The 19189-nt window shown below is 27.7% G+C and carries 17 protein-coding genes; 9 read left to right on the forward strand and 8 right to left on the reverse strand.

From position 1 onward, the window contains the following. Positions 1-53: 53 nt before the first annotated feature. The 7 genes from ispG (at position 54) to ACNSOS_RS10795 (ending at position 8908) form a co-directional block, all read left to right on the forward strand. Entirely contained in the window at positions 54-1115 is a 1062-nt protein-coding gene (gene ispG / locus ACNSOS_RS10765; protein ID WP_113893407.1) for a flavodoxin-dependent (E)-4-hydroxy-3-methylbut-2-enyl-diphosphate synthase, read from the forward strand. Continuing rightward, positions 1115-2560, forward strand: a complete 1446-nt coding sequence (locus tag ACNSOS_RS10770; protein ID WP_418185292.1) for a replicative DNA helicase — start codon at positions 1115-1117, stop codon at positions 2558-2560. The genes ispG and ACNSOS_RS10770 overlap by 1 nt, the downstream gene beginning before the upstream one ends. Positions 2561-2625: 65 nt before the next feature. Further along, positions 2626-3021 carry a type II secretion system protein gene (locus tag ACNSOS_RS10775; protein WP_418185293.1) on the forward strand — a complete coding sequence of 132 codons (396 nt, stop codon included), beginning with the start codon at positions 2626-2628 and terminating at the stop codon, positions 3019-3021. An 85-nt stretch (positions 3022-3106) separates the two neighbouring features. After that, complete coding sequence (gene fumC / locus ACNSOS_RS10780; RefSeq protein WP_418185294.1) at positions 3107-4504, forward strand: class II fumarate hydratase; 1398 nt, start codon at positions 3107-3109, stop codon at positions 4502-4504. 18 nt (positions 4505-4522) lie between these two features. Then, positions 4523-4768, forward strand: coding sequence for a hypothetical protein (locus ACNSOS_RS10785; protein ID WP_113893415.1), 246 nt, complete (start codon positions 4523-4525; stop codon positions 4766-4768). A gap of 429 nt (positions 4769-5197) precedes the next feature. Continuing rightward, on the forward strand, positions 5198-7111 hold the full coding sequence (locus ACNSOS_RS10790; RefSeq protein ID WP_418185295.1) for a TonB-dependent receptor: 1914 nt from the start codon (positions 5198-5200) through the stop codon (positions 7109-7111). A 513-nt stretch (positions 7112-7624) separates the two neighbouring features. Continuing rightward, positions 7625-8908, forward strand: a complete 1284-nt coding sequence (locus ACNSOS_RS10795; protein WP_418185296.1) for a class I SAM-dependent methyltransferase — start codon at positions 7625-7627, stop codon at positions 8906-8908. A 46-nt stretch (positions 8909-8954) separates the two neighbouring features. Here the strand turns inward: ACNSOS_RS10795 and ACNSOS_RS10800 are convergent, their stop codons facing one another. Genes ACNSOS_RS10800 through ACNSOS_RS10825 form a run of 6 tightly spaced genes read right to left on the reverse strand, consistent with a single transcriptional unit; the run spans position 8955 to position 14570 of the window. Continuing rightward, a complete protein-coding gene (locus ACNSOS_RS10800) occupies positions 8955-9260 on the reverse strand; it encodes a hypothetical protein (RefSeq protein ID WP_113893419.1) in 306 nt (101 codons plus the stop codon). A 48-nt stretch (positions 9261-9308) separates the two neighbouring features. Next, positions 9309-11765 carry a ferrous iron transport protein B gene (gene feoB, locus ACNSOS_RS10805; RefSeq protein WP_418185297.1) on the reverse strand — a complete coding sequence of 819 codons (2457 nt, stop codon included), beginning with the start codon at positions 11763-11765 and terminating at the stop codon, positions 9309-9311. Next, positions 11762-11986: a FeoA family protein gene (locus ACNSOS_RS10810; protein ID WP_113893423.1), complete on the reverse strand. Its 225-nt coding sequence runs from the start codon at positions 11984-11986 to the stop codon at positions 11762-11764. The genes feoB and ACNSOS_RS10810 overlap by 4 nt, the downstream gene beginning before the upstream one ends. A 10-nt stretch (positions 11987-11996) precedes the next feature. Then, positions 11997-13610, reverse strand: a complete 1614-nt coding sequence (locus ACNSOS_RS10815) for a DUF4857 domain-containing protein (protein ID WP_418185298.1) — start codon at positions 13608-13610, stop codon at positions 11997-11999. Beyond that, entirely contained in the window at positions 13610-14479 is an 870-nt protein-coding gene (locus ACNSOS_RS10820; RefSeq protein WP_418185299.1) for an ATP-binding cassette domain-containing protein, read from the reverse strand. The genes ACNSOS_RS10815 and ACNSOS_RS10820 overlap by 1 nt, the downstream gene beginning before the upstream one ends. Further along, on the reverse strand, positions 14445-14570 hold the full coding sequence (locus ACNSOS_RS10825; protein ID WP_418185300.1) for a FeoB-associated Cys-rich membrane protein: 126 nt from the start codon (positions 14568-14570) through the stop codon (positions 14445-14447). Before ACNSOS_RS10825 ends, ACNSOS_RS10820 begins: the two co-directional genes overlap by 35 nt. Positions 14571-14714: 144 nt before the next feature. On the opposite strand from ACNSOS_RS10825, the gene ACNSOS_RS10830 reads away from it, so the two are divergent. Both ACNSOS_RS10830 and ACNSOS_RS10835 read left to right on the forward strand, forming a co-directional pair. Continuing rightward, positions 14715-15380: a DUF4198 domain-containing protein gene (locus tag ACNSOS_RS10830; protein ID WP_113893431.1), complete on the forward strand. Its 666-nt coding sequence runs from the start codon at positions 14715-14717 to the stop codon at positions 15378-15380. 11 nt (positions 15381-15391) lie between these two features. Next, positions 15392-16621, forward strand: coding sequence for a PepSY-associated TM helix domain-containing protein (locus tag ACNSOS_RS10835; protein ID WP_418185301.1), 1230 nt, complete (start codon positions 15392-15394; stop codon positions 16619-16621). A 115-nt stretch (positions 16622-16736) separates the two neighbouring features. On the opposite strand, the gene kcuS is transcribed toward ACNSOS_RS10835, so the two are convergent. Together kcuS and ACNSOS_RS10845 are read right to left on the reverse strand one after the other, a co-directional pair. Continuing rightward, the gene (kcuS, locus tag ACNSOS_RS10840; protein ID WP_113893435.1) at positions 16737-16934 is read right to left on the reverse strand and encodes a KCU-star family selenoprotein; all 198 of its coding nucleotides are present in this window, start codon (positions 16932-16934) and stop codon (positions 16737-16739) included. Positions 16935-16936: 2 nt separating this feature from the next. Continuing rightward, positions 16937-19036 (reverse strand): carbon starvation CstA family protein, encoded by a 2100-nt coding sequence (locus ACNSOS_RS10845; protein WP_418185302.1) that lies wholly within the window; start codon positions 19034-19036, stop codon positions 16937-16939. Positions 19037-19189: the final 153 nt, after the last annotated feature.

Consider the following 19189-nt stretch of genomic DNA (forward strand, 5'->3'; position numbering starts at 1 on the left):
TTAATAAATTAAACTTCACTTTTATTTAATTTATTTTAGATAAAATCCCACTTATGATAAAAAGATACCCAACAAAACAAATAAAAGTAGGAAATGTCCTAATTGGTGGTGATGCACCAATAAGTGTACAATCAATGACATTTACAAAAACATCAGATGTTAAAGCAACTGTTGAACAAATTACAAAATTACATTTTGCAGGAGCAGATATTGTAAGAGTTGCAGTTCCTCATATTGAAGATGCTAATGCACTAAAAGAGATAAAAAAACAAGTAAGTTTACCAATAGTTGCAGATATACATTTTCACTATAAATTGGCATTGATTGCTGCTGAAGTTGTAGATTGTATTAGAATAAATCCAGGAAATATTGGAGATAAAAAAAGAGTTCAAGAAGTTGTAAAGGCTTGTCAAGAACGAAATATTCCAATAAGAATTGGAGTAAATAGTGGAAGTTTAGAAAAACAGTTTGAGCAAAAATATGGGCAAACTCCGCAAGGTATGGTAGCTTCTGCTGATTACAATATCAAATATCTTGAAGATTTAGGATTTACAGATATAAAAATTTCACTAAAGGCTTCTGATGTTCAAAGAACAGTTGAGGCATATAGAACTTTAAGACCTATGAATAATTACCCTTTTCATCTAGGTGTTACAGAAGCTGGAACACAATTTCACTCTACGATAAAATCATCTATTGCTTTAGGAAGTTTACTACTTGATGGAATAGGGGATACTCTAAGAGTTTCTATGACAGGAGAACTTGAAGAAGAGATAAAGGTTGGACGAGCAATACTAAAAGATGTTGGAATTTCAAAAGAGGGATTAAATATAATATCTTGCCCAACTTGTGGAAGAATAGAAGCTGATTTAGTAAATGCTGTTTCTGAAGTTGAAAAACGAACTGCACATATAAAAACTCCACTTGATGTATCTGTTATGGGATGTGTTGTAAATGCTATTGGTGAAGCTAAAAGTGCTGATGTTGCTATTGCTTTTGGTAAAGGAAGTGGTTTAGTGATGAAAAAAGGTGAGATAATAGCAAAATTAAGTGGAGATGCTCTAATAAATAAATTTATTGAAGAAGTTGAATTCGAAGCAAAAAGAAAATCATAATGGATAGTATTTATAGTATAAATATTGAAAGAGCAGTTTTAAGCTCAATCTTTTTTAATCCAGAAGAACTTGAAGATATTCTAGGTGTTTTAAAACCAAAAGATTTTTATCTTCCTGCGCATAAATCTATTTTTGAAGCTATGATAAAGCTTCATAATGATGGTATGCCAATAGATGAAGATTTTATAAGAAATAAAGTAAATTCTAAAGATGTTGATGATTCAGTTCTACTTGAAATTTTATCTGCAAATCCTATTACAAATACTCAAGCTTATGTAAAAGAGATAAAAGATAGTGCTGTAAAAAGAGAGTTGGCAACTTTAGCTACAACTATCAAAAAAGTTGCTATTGAAGAAGAAGTTAGTGCAAATGAAGCACTTGATACTATTCAAAGTGAATTATATAAAATTTCTACAAATAGTGCTACAAGTGAACTAAAAGATATGCAAACAGTTACAAATGATACTTTGGCATATATTGAAAAGATGAAAAAACTTGGAAATAAATATTTAATAGGACAAACAACAGGTTTTGACTCACTTGATAAAAAAACAACAGGTTTTAATGAGGGGGATTTGGTAATAATTGCTGCACGTCCTGCTATGGGTAAAACAGCACTTGTTCTTAATATGGCACTAAAAAATGTTGAAAAAGGAAAAGGTGTAATATTTTTCTCTCTTGAAATGCCAGCAGAACAACTGATGCTAAGAATGTTATCAGCAAAAACTTCTATTCCATTACAAAATCTTAGAAAAGGTGATATGGATGATAATCAATGGACAAATTTAAGTGCTGCATTTGAAGATTTAAACTCAAAAAAGCTTTTTGTTGATGATGGTGGAAGCATAAATATAAACCAACTTCGAGCAAGAGTTAGAAAATTAGCACAAAATGAAGACAATAATATAAGTTTAGTAATCATTGATTATTTACAACTTATGCAAGGACTTGGAAATAAAGATAGACATCAGGAAGTTTCAGATATCAGTAGAGGTTTAAAGATGTTAGCAAGAGAGTTGAAAATACCAATTGTTGCTTTATCTCAATTAAATAGGGGACTTGAAAGTAGACCAGATAAACGACCAATGTTAAGTGATTTAAGAGAATCTGGTGCTATTGAGCAAGATGCTGATATTATTATGTTTGTTTATAGAGATGATGTTTATAAAGAAAGAGATGAAGCACGAAAAGAAAAAGAGGCTAAAGATAAAGGAGAAGATTATAAATCAAAATTCCAAAATCGACCTGTTGAAGAAGCTGAAATTATAATTGGAAAGCAAAGAAATGGACCAATAGGTACTGTTAAACTAGATTTCCATAAGACTTTAACTAAGTTTATTGATAAAGATAGTTTTGGTGGTGAAGCTCCAATTGAAGTAGTGTTTGAAAATATAGCAGATATTCAAAAAGAAACAAATATAGAAATACCAATAATTGATATTTAAAATTAATATTTTATTAAGAAATAATCATTTAAAATGAAAATGCCATTTTAATTCAAGGAAATTATATGAAACAGGCATTTTCGTTGCTAGAAATAATTTTTGTTATAGTTATCTTAGGGATAATTGTATCTTTTGCTGCTCCAAAACTTATGGATACAAAAGATAGTGCATTGGTTTCTACTCTTAAAAGAGATGTAAATACAGCTGTAAACTCTATTCAAAGTTATTATTTATTAAATCAAAAAATTGAAGATCTAAACGATACTATGAATATAAGTAGTACAAATTGGAATATTGAAAAATTAAAAATGAGTGATAAAAACGCTTGTATTACTTTGGAAGTAAAAACTGTATCAAATAATGTAGTGATTGATTTAAAAATAGATGGTCTAAAAGATAGCACTATTTGTAAGAAAATAAGAGATAGTGGATTGGTTTCAAAAGAATATGAAGTTTATTAAAAAATAGATTTCATCTAATGAAGATTTAAGAAAAAATGTACAATAATGATAATGTATATTACAACTTAGAATAAATAGGAATAACATGGATTACAGAATAGAAAAAGATACGATGGGTGAAATCAAAGTGCCAAAAGATAGATATTGGCAAGCACAAACAGAAAGAAGTTTAGAAAACTTTCCAATTGGTGATGAAAAGATGCCAAAAGAGGTAATCGAAGGTTTTGCATATTTGAAAAAAGCTTGTGCAATTGTAAACAATAAATTAAAAAGACTTGATGATGTAAAAACAAAAGCTATATCTCAAGCTTGCGATGAAATCATTGAAAAAAAACTTGATGGTGAATTTCCTCTAGTTGTTTGGCAAACTGGTTCTGGAACACAATCAAATATGAATGTAAATGAAGTTGTTTCTTCAAGAGCTAGTGAGATCTTAGGTGAAGATTTTAGAATTAAAAAAATTGTTCATCCAAATGATGATGTAAATAAAGGACAAAGTTCAAATGATACTTATCCAACTGCTATGAGAGTTGCTTTTGTACTTGATGTAGAAAAAAGACTTATTCCTGCAATAAATATTTTAAAAACTACTTTAGAAAAAAAAGTTAAAGAATTTGAAAATATTGTAAAAATAGGAAGAACACATTTACAAGATGCAACTCCACTTACTTTAGGACAAGAAATATCTGGGTATGTAGATATGTTAGATAAAGCTTTAGCACAAGTTGATGATGCTATGAAATATATAGTTGAACTTGCTATTGGAGGAACTGCTGTTGGAACTGGTCTTAATTCTCATCCAAATTTTTCACCAATGGTTTGTGATGCTTTAAATGATTTAACAAAAACAAAATATTCTTTTAAATCTCATCCAAATAAATTTCATGCTTTAACTGCTCACGATGGAGAAGTGTTCTTAAGTGGAGCTTTAAATGCTCTTGCTTCAAATTTGATGAAATTTGCAAATGATATTAGATGGCTTTCTTCTGGTCCAAGATGCGGAATAGGAGAACTAAATATTCCTGAAAATGAACCAGGAAGTTCTATAATGCCAGGAAAAGTAAATCCAACTCAAAGTGAAGCTATGACTATGGTTGCTGTGCAAGTTATGGGAAATCATTCAACTATAAGTATAGCTGCAAGTCAAGGAAATTTTGAATTAAATGTATTTAAACCAGTAATTGCTTTAAATTTATTGCAATCAATTAGATTATTAAGTGATACTATGGTTGCATTTAATGATAATTGTGCAGTTGGAATTGAACCAAATTTAACAAATATCAATAAATATTTACAAGATTCTCTTATGCTTGTAACTGCACTAAATCCATACATTGGGTATGAAAAAGCTGCACTTATAGCAAAAACAGCACATAAAAATGGTACAACACTTAAACAAGAAGCAGTAAATCTTGGAATTTTAAGTGAGCAAGAGTTTGACTCATATGTTAAACCAGAAAATATGATAAAACCTAGTCTATAATCAAGGAAAATTAAATATATGAAAGAATTAGAGAAGGTTTTTTTAATCGATGAGTTTGAAGAAGGTTGGGGGATGGAAGCGATAGATGTTTGTGAAGAGCAGCTATTTGACTATTGTACTGAAGTTTTGTTTATACCAGATGATAAAATAGATGAATTAAATATGATTGACAATGAATTGGAGATTGTATTAAAGGATTTAGAAGAAGATGATATAAATGAAGATTGGTATGTAAACCTTTTAAAACACTCAAAATTTAACTAAAATTTTAGATAACTAAAGTAAAACTTTAGTTGTCTATATCTTACAAAATTCAAGAAGTTAAAATACAAATTTCTATCTAAATTGAATTAAAATATAAAAATAATCAAAAATAAAACTTTTAGGACATTTTTTAGCCACTTTTTTTTATTACAATACTACTTTCTATTACATACTAGTAGTAGTTATTATAATTATATAAAGGAAGAAAGATGAAAATAAGACTAGCTATGTCTGTTGCTACAATATTGACTTGCGGGGGGGGGTAACCTATTAAGTGCTAATGAAACTACAAGATTAGATGAGATTTCAGTAACTGAAACTTCACATAAAAGTGGAAGTAGCGAAAATGGTTATGTAGCAAAAGAACTAAAACAAGTAGGATTTTGGGGCGAAAAATCACTTCAAGATACACCTTACTCTATGAGTGTTATGTCTAGCGATTTAATAGAAAATGTAATCGCAGGAGATATTGACCAACTTTATAAGATGAACCCAGTTATTCAAGAATCAACACCTACAACAGTTTTCACTTATCCCGTTGCTGTAATAAGAGGATTTGGTTCAAGTACAAGTGCAGTTGATGGTATGAAAATGTCTTCATATACTTATGGTACAAGTACAGAAGAGATTGAAAGATTAGAAATTATGAATGGTTTATCTGGCTTTATGTATGGAGCTGGGAATGTTGGCGGAATAACAAATTATGTACTTAAAAGACCAACATATAAAAGACTTACAAATTTAACTTTAGGTAATTATGGTGGAGAGCAATACTATGCTCATATTGATTTAGGTGATAAGATAGATGAAAAAGGTAAATTTGCATATAGATTAAATGCCGCTTATCAAGATGGTGAAACTTCAAAAGATGATCAAAATGTAGAAAAGAAATTAATAAGTGGAGCATTAGATTGGAATATAACAGATAATTTTCAACTTCAATTAGAAGCAGCACATAAATTTTATAGAATAGATAGACCTGATAATAGATTTTATACACAAGGAATTTCTGGTTGGCCAAAAGCCTTTGATAATAAAAAAACTTATTCACAAGATTATACTTATAATCAAACAAAAACTGACAGAGTTGGATTAAACTCAACTTGGGATATAAATGATATTTTTACACTAAGAACGGCTTATATGTATAAAAAAGATAATAGAGAATTTATAATTAATTATCCTATTTATACTCCAAATGGTTGGACAATGTATGATCCAAGTAAAACTTCTCCTTATGATACTATTTCGCATAGTGTTTATACTTATTTAGATAGTAAGTTTGATACAGGAACTATTTCTCATAAATTAACTTTTGGTATTTCAGGAGAAACATATAAAGAAGAAAAATATGTAAATACTTGGATAGAAGATAGCTCTTATATAACTCCAAATGGATTAACTCTTGATGAATTTATGAATTTACCTTCACCCAATTTTTCATCAGATTATGGTTCTAAATATAAAGCAAATGAAACAACAAATACAAATATTATTATTGGAGATGATATTACTTTTAATGATAATTGGAGTGCTTTAGTTGGATTTAATTATACAACAGTAAAAAATAAAGTTTTTAATACTTCAGGTACACGAACATCAAAATATGACGAATCAGAATTAACTCCAACTTTATCTTTAATCTATAAACCTTTTGAAGATTTAACAACTTATGCTAGTTATATAGAAGGTTTAGAAAGAGGAGGAACTGTACCTGACGATGCAAATTTATATAATAACCCAGGTGAAATATTAGACCCATATGTAAGTAAACAATATGAAGTTGGTGCAAAATATGCTATTTCAGAAAATTTACTTTTAAATTCATCTTTATTTAGAATTGAAAAAGCAAATTCTTATGATGAAACAACATCGAATGGTAAAATAACTAGAAATCAAGATGGACTACAAATTCATCAAGGATTAGAATTAACTGCAACTGGAAAAATAACAGATAATTTAACAATTATGGCTGGTGGAACATTGATGGATTTAGAAGTAGATAAAGTTACAAATCCAAATTTAAAAGGTAAAAAACCAACTGGGGTTGCTACTAAAATGGCAAAACTTTATGCAGAATATAATCTTCCATTTTTAAGTGGTTTAACATTAACTGGTGGAGCATACTATACGGGTGGTAAATATCAAGATTCTTTAAATAAGAATAAAATTGATGGTTATACTATTTATGATGCAGGTTTAAGATATAAAACAAAATTAGATAAGTTTCCAACTACTTTTATAGTTAATGCAACAAATATAACTGGAGAAGATTATTGGGCTACAACTAATCAACTTGGTATTCCTAGAAATATTGCATTTTCTATGAAAATGGAGTTTTAAATATTTAATATAAAGAGAGTTTTGCTCTCTTTGTACTTTTAGGCATGGGTTTCAAAGTATTTATTTAATTTTGAGATTAAAATTTCGATACAAAAAATATACTTTCCTTTTGTACTTTGGAACTCATACTTAAGGGTATAGAATATATTTTCATAGTTAAGAAAGAAAATAACAATGTTATTTTTTTAATTTTATACTAAACTAAAAGTCTTCAATACCTAAGGCAAAAAACTTGGTCGTTTAAGTCTTACAATATTAAAAAATTTCTAATAATTGTTATTATTTTAAGATGTTATTAATTATCTTTTTATTAATATTTATCTTACTTTTAATTATCATGTAACAATTACTAAAATTACAATGTCTTTATATGTGCTATTGATAATCTTTTTGATAAACAAATTACAAATTCAGACTATGGTAAAACACTTGATGGAAGAAGGTATAATGTAGGAATGAAATTAGATTTTTAGAATCTAATTTCATTTGATAAATAAAAAATTAAGGATAAGTATGAAAAAAAGAGATAGTGGATATGTGATAGATACATCTTATCCAGTTTTCTTTTATAAAGAGATGCAACCACTTTGGTTAAAAAGTGTAGTAAATTTTTTGGGTTTTAAAACACCAAATATTGAAAAAAACTTCTCTTATTTAGAGTTAGCATGTGCAACAGGAATAAACTTAATTGTTTGTGCTATAAATAATCCAAATGGATATTTTGTAGGGATTGATTTTAATAAAGAACATATAGATAAAGCAAAGAAATATGCAAATTTAATAGGACTTAAAAATATAGAATTTATACATTCTGATTTTGCTACATTTTTAGCAATAAATGATAAAAAATTTGATTTTATAGTAAATCATGGTACTTTCTCTTGGATTACTCCAATTCATCAAAAAAACATATTAGATATCGTTTCAAAATCTCTAAATGATTTAGGAATATTTTATCTTCATTATATGTGTTATCCTGGTTCTGGTTCTTTACTTCCCATTCAAAAACTACTTAATTTAGTTGATCAGCATAATTCAAATTCTTCAATTGATAGTATTGAAATAGGTAAAAAACTATTTTTTGATTTAAATGAATCTGGAGCTTTTGTAAATAACCATAAAATAGACTCTATAATAAAAACTTTTGAAAATAATAACTCATATTTAGCTCATGAATTTTTAACTGATTATTGGAAACCTTTGTATAGTGTAGATGTACATAATATGGTTTTTCAAACTACAAAAACTACATATTTAGGTAGTGCAAATCCATGTGAAAATATTGATAATATAAGTATTCCTTCTAAAATGCAAGATATTATAAAAAATACAAAATCTCCAGCTTTAAAAGAGTATTTAAAAGATTTAGCTAGAGATACTAAGCAAAGAGTTGATATATTTCAGAAAAATCCACAAATGTTTCAAAATGAAGAACATATAAGTACCATCAATCAAATAAGATTTAAACTGCTTCCAAATTCACCAAAAAGTGGAGATGTAAATTTTAAAACTCCAATAGGAGATATAAAAGCACCAAAAGAGATAATCTCTCCTATGTTAGAAAGTTTAGCAAAAAAAGATATGAGTTTTGAGGAGTTATTAAATTTGAATAGCTTTAAAAATAATCCTATATTACTAATAGAGACAATCTTTCTTTTAATGAATTCAAACTTTTTACATCCTATTTCAAATAATGCAAAATTCGTAGATTTAAATTTAGTTAAAAAATTTAATGACGAAATGGGAAAATATAGTATTAAATTAAAGCTTTTTAGTGATTGTGGAACAGCAATATGAAAAAAGATAAGTAGTTTTTTTCTACTTATCTTTTTTATGACTAAGATTAGTTAATATCTTTACTTTTTACAATAACTTCGTGACCTTCACCACCATCTAAAACAGCATTAAAATCACCAGTTGGTTTATCAAAAGTTATTTCACTATTTTCATCAATTTTTGTTTGAAGAATAGTTTTACCATCTTGAACTACTTTAAAATTTACTCCACTAGCACTACTTCCATCACTAAATCCACCTTCACAAGTGATAGTGTTGTCACCATTGTCAAAACAACTCATTAAAGCTGAGTGTCCAAAAGCCGAACTTGTTGCGAATAGTATCGCAGCTGAAAATATAGTTTTTTTAATCATTTTTTATCCTTTTTATTAAATTAAATTTTGCATAAGTTAAAATTATTTCTAAGATTTATTTAATCCTCCTTTCCAATTTATAAATTTAGTAGGGAAAAGTCCTAAAACTAAAGTTATAAGAAGTACAGAGGAGTAAAAATAAATCATAGCTTCAAGTCCACTCCATAAATAAATATTTCCTAAAGTAAAAATTAATGAAGATACTACAAGTCCCAAACCAATAGGGAAAAAGATAGCAAATAACATCCAATTAAAACTGTTTGTTTGCATTTTAACAACTATCATAGTAGCAATACAAGGTGGAGTTAAAAGCATAAAAATTATAATTGATGTTGCGTGAAGAGGTGTATATCCACTATTTTCTGCCATTGCTTCTTCTGCTCTTTGATTATCTGCTTTGTTGTTTTCATATAAGCTTCCTAAAGTTGCAACGGCACTTTCACGTGCAGCAAATGAGCTTAAAAACGCTACATTTATTTTCCAGTCAAACCCTGCATATTTACTTATAGGTTCTATTGCTTTTCCTGCCATTCCCAAAAGAGAATTTTCAACTTTTTCATTTTTTATTTCTCTAAGAATAGTTTTTCTATCATTTGATAATTTTCTTAAAGCTGTATTTATCTTTCTTGCTTCAGCATTTTTTTCAGGATTTATAAATAAGTAGAAAAGTTCATTCTTAGCTTTGAAATTATCATCTATGCTACTTGAAGAACTTGTCATCTTTTTTGTTCTATAGTTATCATACATATTTAAAAGTTCTGATACTTTTTCTTTTGAATTTATATGTTCATAGTATGATAAATCTTTTATCTTTGAATCAAACTCTATTAAAGCTTTATTTGACATATCATCAAATTTTATTTTTGATTCATCGCTAAGACCTGGAAATTGTAATAAGGCAAAAAGTACGATAGCAACTGCTAAAACGATAGTCACAACTTTTTTTATATATACCCAAACTCTTTGAGAAGAACGAATTACAATACCTTTTAAAGTTGGTAGATGATATGGTGGAAGTTCCATAACAAATGGTGCTGTTTCTCTATTTTTTAAAACAGTACTTGTTAAAATTTTTGCAACAATTAATGCTGTAAATACTGTTGCAGTTGATATGAAAAACATCATCAATGCCATATCAGGTTTAAAAAATGCACCTAAAAGTAGAGTATAAAATGGAACTTTTGCCAAACAGTTCATATATGGAACAGTTAAAACCGTTGCCATCCTAGCTCTATCATCAGCTATTCCTTTTGTAGCCATAACGCCTGGAACTGCACAACCACCAACCATTGCTCCTCCAAGAACTAAAGGAAGAGTTGATTGTCCATGAAGTCCAAACTTTTTAAATACTCTATCAAGGATAAATGCCATTCTTGGCATATATCCAACATCTTCCATAATAGCAATTAATGCAAAAAGTATAAAAAATATTGGAATATAATTTAATAATGCATTTGCACTATTTATCATCCAAATAGCAAAATCACTTATCATGGGAACTTCTGTAAAATTTGCTTCTGGAGATATATCTATAACAAAGTTTTTTAAACTTGCTAATATTGGCCATGTATAATCTGTAAGTTTATATCCATAAACTATTGATATTTGATAAACTAAAAACATCAAAGCAAATAGAATTGGTAATGCTAAAAATCTATTTAGAATTATTTTATCAGCTTTATCTGTGAAAGTTTCTTTTCCCTTTTTTTCTTCTTTTACATTTTTTGAGTATATGATTTCTGCACTGTCATATCGAAAAGTTGCCAAAAATGTTGTTATGTTTTTATTGTATTGTTCTTTAAATTTATTTCTTGTATTTTCTAATTTTTCATCTATATTTGAAATATTTTGTTTTAGATAATCGATAATTGTTGTATCATTTTCCAAAGCTTTGATAGCTAACCATCTTTTTGATATATTTAAATTTGAGTCTTCTATTTCATTTTCTATCTCTTTTATATAGTTCTCAAATTCTTCATAATTTAGTTCAAATTTCTCAAATACTTCTTGTTTCTCATAAACACTAACAATAGATTTCATAATCTCATCACCGCCAATGCCTTTAGAACCACTTGCTTCTATAACAGGGCATTTTAACATTGAAGAGATTTTTTTACTATCTATTTTTATACCTCTTCTGTTTGAAACATCTATCATATTTAATACTACAACAACAGGTAAGCCCATCTCTAAAAGTTGAAAAGTTAAATATAAGTGTCTTTTTAAATTTGATGCATCAATAACATTTACTACAATGTCTGGTTTTTCATTTATTATAAACTCTTTTGCAACTTTTTCTTCTAGTGAATATGAACTAAAAGAGTAAGTCCCTGGTAAATCTACCATTTCTATTTTATAATCTTCATATCTAAAAAAACCAGTTTTTTTATCTACGGTTACACCTGGATAATTTGCAATTTGTTGTTCAATTCCGCTTACAAGATTGAAAATTGTGGATTTACCACAGTTTGGTTGACCTGCTAATACCGCTCTTATTTTTTTCATATCATCTCTATTTCTATTAAATTTGCTTCACTTTTTCTAAGTGTTAAGTTATAGTTGTGTATTTTTAATTCCATTGGATCATACAATGGTGCTTCTCTTATAATTTCTAATATTGTTCCTTCTACAAAGCCCATATCAAGAAGTTTATAAAGTAGCTTTCCTTGGGCATTGAGTTTTATAACCTTAACTTTACTTTTTTCTTTTACTTCATTTAGTAACACAAATTCTCCTTTAATCTTCAAATTTTATCTCATTTAATTTTTGCAAATTATCTTTTGAAAATCTTACTGCAAAATAGTTTTTTCCATCATCATATCTTACAAGATAATGAGTTGGTTCAGAAATAAATCTTAATCTCATATTTTTATAATCAAACTTTGGTAAATCAAGTTTTTTAAATTCAAAATCCCAAGATAAAAGATAGAAGTTATTATTTTTATCTATTGCATATCCACTAAAATTTTTTTGTCTATTTTCTGAAATATATATGTACTCAACTTCTATATCTTTATCTTTTTTTATCTCTTTTAAGATTATTTCATTATCGTATTTTCTCAAATTAAACATTTTATTGTCATTGTCTATGATCAAATAACCCAAATCAAAAGGTTTTATATTTGTAGGTTTTCCAAATATTTTTTTGGCTGGGAATACAAAGTTTAACTCTTGTAAATTTTTACTTAGTTTATTAGAAAAATCTTCTAAATATTTATTGTCAAAGTCATAAATTTTAACTTCTTTATCGAAGAAACCAAAAAATTCTTCTGCAAATTTTATCATAGCAATAGTGCTTTGAGGATTAAAAAGTGGGAAAAAGTCTATTTCTTTTTCTTCTAAATATCTTGGCTGATAATCAAAACTTAGTTTTGTATCTCTTATCTCATTTTTATTGAAAATCCTATCTTTTATCACAACTGGAAGTCTGTTTTGAAGTTCTAAATTACGATAATAGACAAAAGGAAGTGTATCTTCATACTCTTTTTGAGAAAAAGTTTTACTATTTTTTATTCCATATTCAAACTGATGTGCTCCAAAATTTTTTTGATATACAAAATCTTCTACAATATCTGAATAAAAAATATAATATTTATAAAACTCTTTTTGGTAGTTTTTCTCATAGTTTTCATATGAAAAATATATAAAAATAGTTAAAAATATTGCAAACGCACTCGTATATATTTTGCCTAATCTTTGATGTTTTATACTATAAAAACTGTCAAGAAGAATAAATGGAGAAAATATTATTAATGCAAAAAATAGACTAAAATCTTGTATAAAGAATCTTGATTTTATAGATAAAAAAATAAATAATATAAAAATTAATAGTTTTAAAATAAAAACTTTTTTATTTTGTTCAATTATTAGTGCTGAAACTAAACTATATGAAATAATTGATATTAAGGCAAAAGTAAAACTATCTTTTATCATAATTTCAACTAGCTCTTTTGGATAATATTGATTATTTATCACTAAAAGTAAAATAGAAAATAGTGTGCTAAACAATAATATGATAATTATTGAAATAGTTACATGATAAAAGGTGATTTTAGTCAAACTCAATGGTAAGTGAATTGTGAGTTTTACTCTTTTTTGAATAATTTCTGGTAAAAATTGTGCAAATGCAAAAGTAATTCCAAAAATTATATAAAAATATAAAAAATATGAGTAAGGTTTATTTTCTAATTGAGCAAATTTGTACCACATCATACTTTCAGGTTCTATTGTTGAAAATTCAAAATTTAATTTGAAATAATAATATGACAATAATATAATATAAAATATTATAGATAAGATTAAAAAATATTTGAGTTTCATAAACTCTTTTAAAAAAATTGATTTAAGCATTAATATTTTCCTACATATCCCAAAAATTTTTCTTCAAAATCTACTTCTAATTCTTCTAAATTATTAAATCTCTCAAAAGTAAATATTTTTTTATAATCTTTTAAATTTTCAATTCTATGAATATTTTTTAATTTTAATTCTTCATCATTTGATACTTTATAGCATCTAAAATTTGATATAAAATCTTTCATAGTAGTTTTATGTACATTTCCACCTCTTTGAATAATTGCAATATCATCTATTAAATCAACTAAATCACTCATAACATGAGAAGTAATAAGAACAGTTTTGTTTGTTCCTTTTACATAATCTTTTAAATAGTCAATAAAAAGTCTTCTATATCCAGCATCTAATCCCATAGAATAATCATCAAGAATTAAAAGTTTTGCATCTTGAGCAAATAAAAGTCCTAATACAACCTGAGATTTTTGTCCAAAAGATAGAGTTGATAATTTTTGATTATAATCCAAATCCATAAGATTTATTAAATCATAAAATATTTTTTTGTTCCAATTTTCATAAAAAGGTGAAAAAAAGTTTTCTATTTCATTGATTGTCATAAAATCATAAGATATAAATCCTTCATATAATAAAGCAATATTTTTTTTATTTTCAGCACTTAAATTGTGTGAATCTTCACCAAAAATTTTGCATTTACCATTTTGTGGTTTTAAGAACCCCATTAAAATATTTATAAGTGTTGATTTTCCTACTCCATTTTTCCCCAATAATCCAAAAATAGTTCCTTCTTTTATTTGAATATTAAGATTTGAGTATATTTTTTTGTTACCATAAGCGTATGATAAATCTTTTATCTCTACAACCATAATAATATTATTTTTTGTCTGTTTTACAAGAATTCTTTCCATTCCCACAGTTACAACCGCTACTTTTAAAAAGTTTTATATATAAATAATAAGCTGCACCTAATGCAATAATACCTAAAAAAATATTTTCCATAATATATTCCTAAAATTAAAATAGTTGTAGATTATCAAAATTAACCTTAAGAAGTACAATTTTGATAATAATTGCTAATTTGTTAATATAGCGTTAAGGTTGATTTAGTAATATTCTATTCTAAAATAAAACTAGGAGTAATCTATGAAAAAATTTGTTTACAGTATGATGTTATCATCAGCAGTAGTTGTAGGTGCGAGTGCACATGAAGTTTGGCTAGAGTTAGATAGTAAAAAAAATGAAGCTCAACTATTTTTTGGACATTTTGATATCAAAGAAAAAGAGAGTGGTGAAAAATTTGCAAAAATTAAAGAAGGTGTTGCTTATCCAAAAGATTTACTAAAAGATGTAAAAAGAAACGATAACAATGTTACATATACTTTCTCAAAAGCTACTGATGTTGTAGTTGTAAGAGAAGATGCACCAAGAAAAAGTAGAGCAGAAGGAATTACTACAAAAAGAATATCTTATTCAAAAGCTGGAATTACAAGTAAAGATGCTATTACAAAATTTGATATAGTTCCAGTTGATGCTAGTAAAAATATTTTTAAAATTGTTTTTGATAATAAACCTTTAGCAAAAACTAAAGTAACAGCTATTTCTCCTACTGGTTGGACAAAGACTTTCTCTTCTGATGAAAAAGGTGAATTTACTGTTGAAACACCTTGGAAAGGTGGTTATCTTTTACAAACATCTTTTGAAGATGAAACAAAGGGTGAAGAAGATGGTGTAGCTTTTGACAAAACAGTTCATGCATTATCTCTTAATATTACAATAACACAAGGTTTACCTTGGGAAGTTAAAAAGTAAAAAGGTAATTTATGCATAAAAAACTTTGGTTTCAGCTTCACTGGCTTTTAGGAATTGTATTTGGGGTAACTTTAATCCTCATTGGAATTTCAGGAGCAGTATGGTCTTATCAAAAAGAGATAATGAGATTAATAAATCCAGATACTTATACAGTGCAAATTCCACAAAATAAAGAAATTTTAACTGTACAAGAGATTTTGGAGAAATATCAAGAACAAAATCCAGATAGAAAAATAAATAGTATATCTTTTTCAACTGACAATAGTTCAAGTGTTTCTATGAGTTTGGCTTCTCTTGATCCAAATAATAGAAGAGGTGAAACAATATATTTGAACCCATATACAGCTGAAGTTTTACCAGAATTAGTAGGTGGTGATTTCTTTAATTTTTTCTTTAGACTTCATAGATGGCTTACTTTTTCTGGAGATATTCAATATATTGGTAAAAATGTTGTAGCGATTTCAACTATTGCTTGTATAGTTTTAGTTATAAGTGGGATAGTTATTTATTGGCCAAGAATAAAACATGCTTTTTTGAAAAGTTTTACTTTTAGTTTTAAAACTAAAAAAAGAGCTTTTTTATCAACTATGCATAGTGCTGTTGGTTTATGGCTTATTATTCCATTTTTGCTTATGTGTTTAACTGGGCTTTATTGGTCTTATGATTGGTATAGAAATGCTATGTTTACTGTTATGGGAGTTGAACAACCCAAAAGGAATGTAGCTCCAACACCACAGCAAGCACAACAAAATCAGCAAGGACAAAATCAACAAGCTAGACAAGGGCAAGAAGGGCAAAGAGGACAAGGTGGCGGAACACAAAGAGAAATTCCAAAACCATTTTCATTTGTGGATGCACAAAAAGCTGTTGATATTTTTAACCAAAAAGTTGAAAAAGATTATGTAAATGCGAGTATTAGGCTAACTCCAACAAAAGATACTATTTATACAATTTCATATAGATTTGTAGATGCAACACATTTCAGAGAGACAAACTCTATGGATATTGATATTGCAAAATCAGAAGTTTTAAAAGAAGCAAAGTATTCTGATAAAAAATTAAATGAGAAAATTATGAGTAGTATGTTACCACTACATAGTGGAGAATTTTTTGGATGGATTGGTCAATTAATATTTTTTATATCTTCTGCACTGATGTCTTTATTTGTAATAACTGGATATATGCTTTACTATGATAGATGGAAGAAAAAAAGAGCTAAAGAGCAAAAATTAAGAGGGTAGTTTAAACTACTCTTTTATTCTGTATTTAAAATTATCAACTTAATCTATTTTTTAATAACTCTTAAAAAATGAATTTTAAGAGTTATAATTTTGATAAAACTTTATCCTATATTAATTAACAACACTTTTTAAAGCCACCACTATTATATCTTCTATCTAAAGCTTCATTAAAAAATTCACCACGCGATAAAACTTTCTTATCAGGATGGTTTCTTTTCATATGCTCAAGATATTTCTCATAGCTAGAAAGCCCCACAAGGGGATGAAAAAACTTTTCAGATTTTTCATAAAATGCTTTTATTTGTTTTAACACTTTTAAGCCTTTTGAAGACTATCTAGTTTAACATAAGGTGTTTCTTTTAATGGAATTTTTATTCTTCCAAAACAAATTCCTAAAGTTGCAATAATTACTAAAGTTGTAGCAAACATAAAGAAAATAGCTAAAACAGCATTTATTATATTTGAAGTTTTAAGTTTATTTGCAATTGATATATCTGCATTAGCTTTATCAATATCAGCTTGTTCAGTTAATGTAGGAAGTTTAGCTTCTAAATCAGCAATTTTTTTAGCTTGAATTTGTGCAGTTGCTACGTGACTTACAGCATTATGAACTCTATCTCCTTCTTTATAAGGAAGAACTTTTTGAATTCCACCATACATTGTTGCAGTTAAAACAAATATTGCAGGTAATACTGTAACCCAAGTATATTTTGCTTTACCCATTTTAAATAATATTGCAGTTCCTAAAAGTAAAGCCATACCAGCAAGCATTTGGTTACTTACTCCAAATAATGGCCATAATGAGTAAATTCCACCTCTTGGATCAATAGTCCCTTGATATAGGAAATATCCCCAACCAGCAACACTTAAAAATGTTGCTATAACACCAGCAGCATAATTATGAGTATTTCCTAATGGTTTATAAACATTTCCTAATATATCTTGAACCATAAATCTGCAAGCTCTCGTTCCTGCATCAACAGCAGTTAAAATAAATAAAGCTTCAAATAAAATAGCAAAGTGATACCAAAATGCCATCATATCTATTCCACCAAATAGTTCATGTAATATTATTGCTACTCCAATAGCAAATGTAGGAGCTCCACCTGTTCTTGAAAGAATAGTTTCTTCCCCAATATTTTTAGTTAAACTAATAATCTCTTCTGGTGATACACTAAATCCCCAACTAGAAATTGTACTTGCAACTTGAACTATATCTGTACCTATAAATGCTGCAGGAGCATTAATAGCAAAATATAAACCAGGATGTAAAATAGTTGCACAAATTAAAGCCATAATTGCAACAGCACTTTCCATAAGCATTGACCCATATCCAACAGGAAGAGCATGAGTTTCATTTTCTAACATTTTTGGACTTGTTCCACTAGAAATCAAAGCATGGAATCCACTAATAGCTCCACAAGCAATAGTAATAAATAAGAAAGGGAAAATAGCTCCCGCAAAAACCGGACCACTTCCATCAAAATATTGCGTATTTGCTTTTGGCATTTGAATATCTGGAGCAACTATAACAATAGCAAAGGCCATTAGTACAATAACACCAATTTTCAAAAATGTTGAAAGATAATCTCTAGGTGCAAGTAAAAACCATACAGGCAAAATTGCAGCAGTAAAACCGTAAGCCATCATAATAAATGCTAAAGTTGTAGCATCAAAAGTAAATCTAGCAGCCCATACTGGATCAGCAGCAATTACACTTCCATAATGAATAGCTAAAATTAAAAGAATAAACCCTATAACAGAAGCCTCTCCAACTTTACCTGGTCTTAAGTATCTCATATAAATACCCATAAAAATTGCAATAGGTATAGTCATAGCAATAGTAAATAATCCCCAAGGAGACTCTGCCAGTGCTTTTACAACAACCATTGATAAAATCGCAATAATAATAAGCATAATACCAAAAATAGCAATCATAGTAACTGCACCAACAAAAGTACCTAATTCATCCTTGATAATTTCACCTAAAGATCTTCCATCTCTTCTTGAAGATATAAATAAAACTACAAAATCATGAACAGCTCCTGCAAATACACCACCTACTAAAATCCAAAGCATAGAAGGTAAGTATCCCATTTGAGCAGCCAAAATAGGACCAACTAATGGACCAGCTCCCGCAATAGCAGCAAAATGATGTCCAAATAAAACAGACCTATTTGTAGGTACGAAATCTCTTCCATCATCGTGAATCATAGCTGGAGTAGCTCTATTTTTATCAAGTTCTAAAACTTTATAAGCAATAAATCTACCATAAAATCTATAACCAATCATATATATACAAACAGCTGCCACAACTAAATACATAGCAGAAACTGTTTCACCTTGTTGAAGTGCTAAATACCCAAAGCAAACAGCCCCAAGTATTGCAATTAAAAGCCAAAGAATCTTGTTCATTGTACGACCTCGCATAAAATAAAATGTAACGATTTAGTATAGCACAAATATATATAAACAATTAATATTATTTAATAAAGAATTCAAATAATTAATTTGAATATAATATTTACTTAAACAATAAGACAAATTCTATTATAATGGTTTAAAATA

It is taken from the genome of Aliarcobacter vitoriensis, from assembly GCF_048320235.1.
GTDB classification, from domain to species: Bacteria; Campylobacterota; Campylobacteria; order Campylobacterales; family Arcobacteraceae; genus Aliarcobacter; species Aliarcobacter vitoriensis.

Excerpts from the sequence above, each read along its gene's own strand:
- fumC (WP_418185294.1), top strand. The coding sequence starts at position 3,107 with ATGGATTACAGAATAGAAAAAGATACGATGGGTGAAATCAAAGTGCCA.
- feoB (WP_418185297.1), bottom strand. The coding sequence starts at position 11,765 with ATGAAAAAAATAAGAGCGGTATTAGCAGGTCAACCAAACTGTGGTAAA.
- ispG (WP_113893407.1), top strand. The coding sequence starts at position 54 with ATGATAAAAAGATACCCAACAAAACAAATAAAAGTAGGAAATGTCCTA.
- ACNSOS_RS10845 (WP_418185302.1), bottom strand. The coding sequence starts at position 19,036 with ATGAACAAGATTCTTTGGCTTTTAATTGCAATACTTGGGGCTGTTTGC.
- ACNSOS_RS10795 (WP_418185296.1), top strand. The coding sequence starts at position 7,625 with ATGAAAAAAAGAGATAGTGGATATGTGATAGATACATCTTATCCAGTT.
- ACNSOS_RS10815 (WP_418185298.1), bottom strand. The coding sequence starts at position 13,610 with ATGCTTAAATCAATTTTTTTAAAAGAGTTTATGAAACTCAAATATTTT.
- ACNSOS_RS10830 (WP_113893431.1), top strand. The coding sequence starts at position 14,715 with ATGAAAAAATTTGTTTACAGTATGATGTTATCATCAGCAGTAGTTGTA.
- ACNSOS_RS10800 (WP_113893419.1), bottom strand. The coding sequence starts at position 9,260 with ATGATTAAAAAAACTATATTTTCAGCTGCGATACTATTCGCAACAAGT.
- ACNSOS_RS10790 (WP_418185295.1), top strand. The coding sequence starts at position 5,198 with ATGTCTAGCGATTTAATAGAAAATGTAATCGCAGGAGATATTGACCAA.
- ACNSOS_RS10820 (WP_418185299.1), bottom strand. The coding sequence starts at position 14,479 with ATGGAAAGAATTCTTGTAAAACAGACAAAAAATAATATTATTATGGTT.
- ACNSOS_RS10775 (WP_418185293.1), top strand. The coding sequence starts at position 2,626 with ATGAAACAGGCATTTTCGTTGCTAGAAATAATTTTTGTTATAGTTATC.
- ACNSOS_RS10785 (WP_113893415.1), top strand. The coding sequence starts at position 4,523 with ATGAAAGAATTAGAGAAGGTTTTTTTAATCGATGAGTTTGAAGAAGGT.
- ACNSOS_RS10835 (WP_418185301.1), top strand. The coding sequence starts at position 15,392 with ATGCATAAAAAACTTTGGTTTCAGCTTCACTGGCTTTTAGGAATTGTA.
- ACNSOS_RS10770 (WP_418185292.1), top strand. The coding sequence starts at position 1,115 with ATGGATAGTATTTATAGTATAAATATTGAAAGAGCAGTTTTAAGCTCA.
- ACNSOS_RS10825 (WP_418185300.1), bottom strand. The coding sequence starts at position 14,570 with ATGGAAAATATTTTTTTAGGTATTATTGCATTAGGTGCAGCTTATTAT.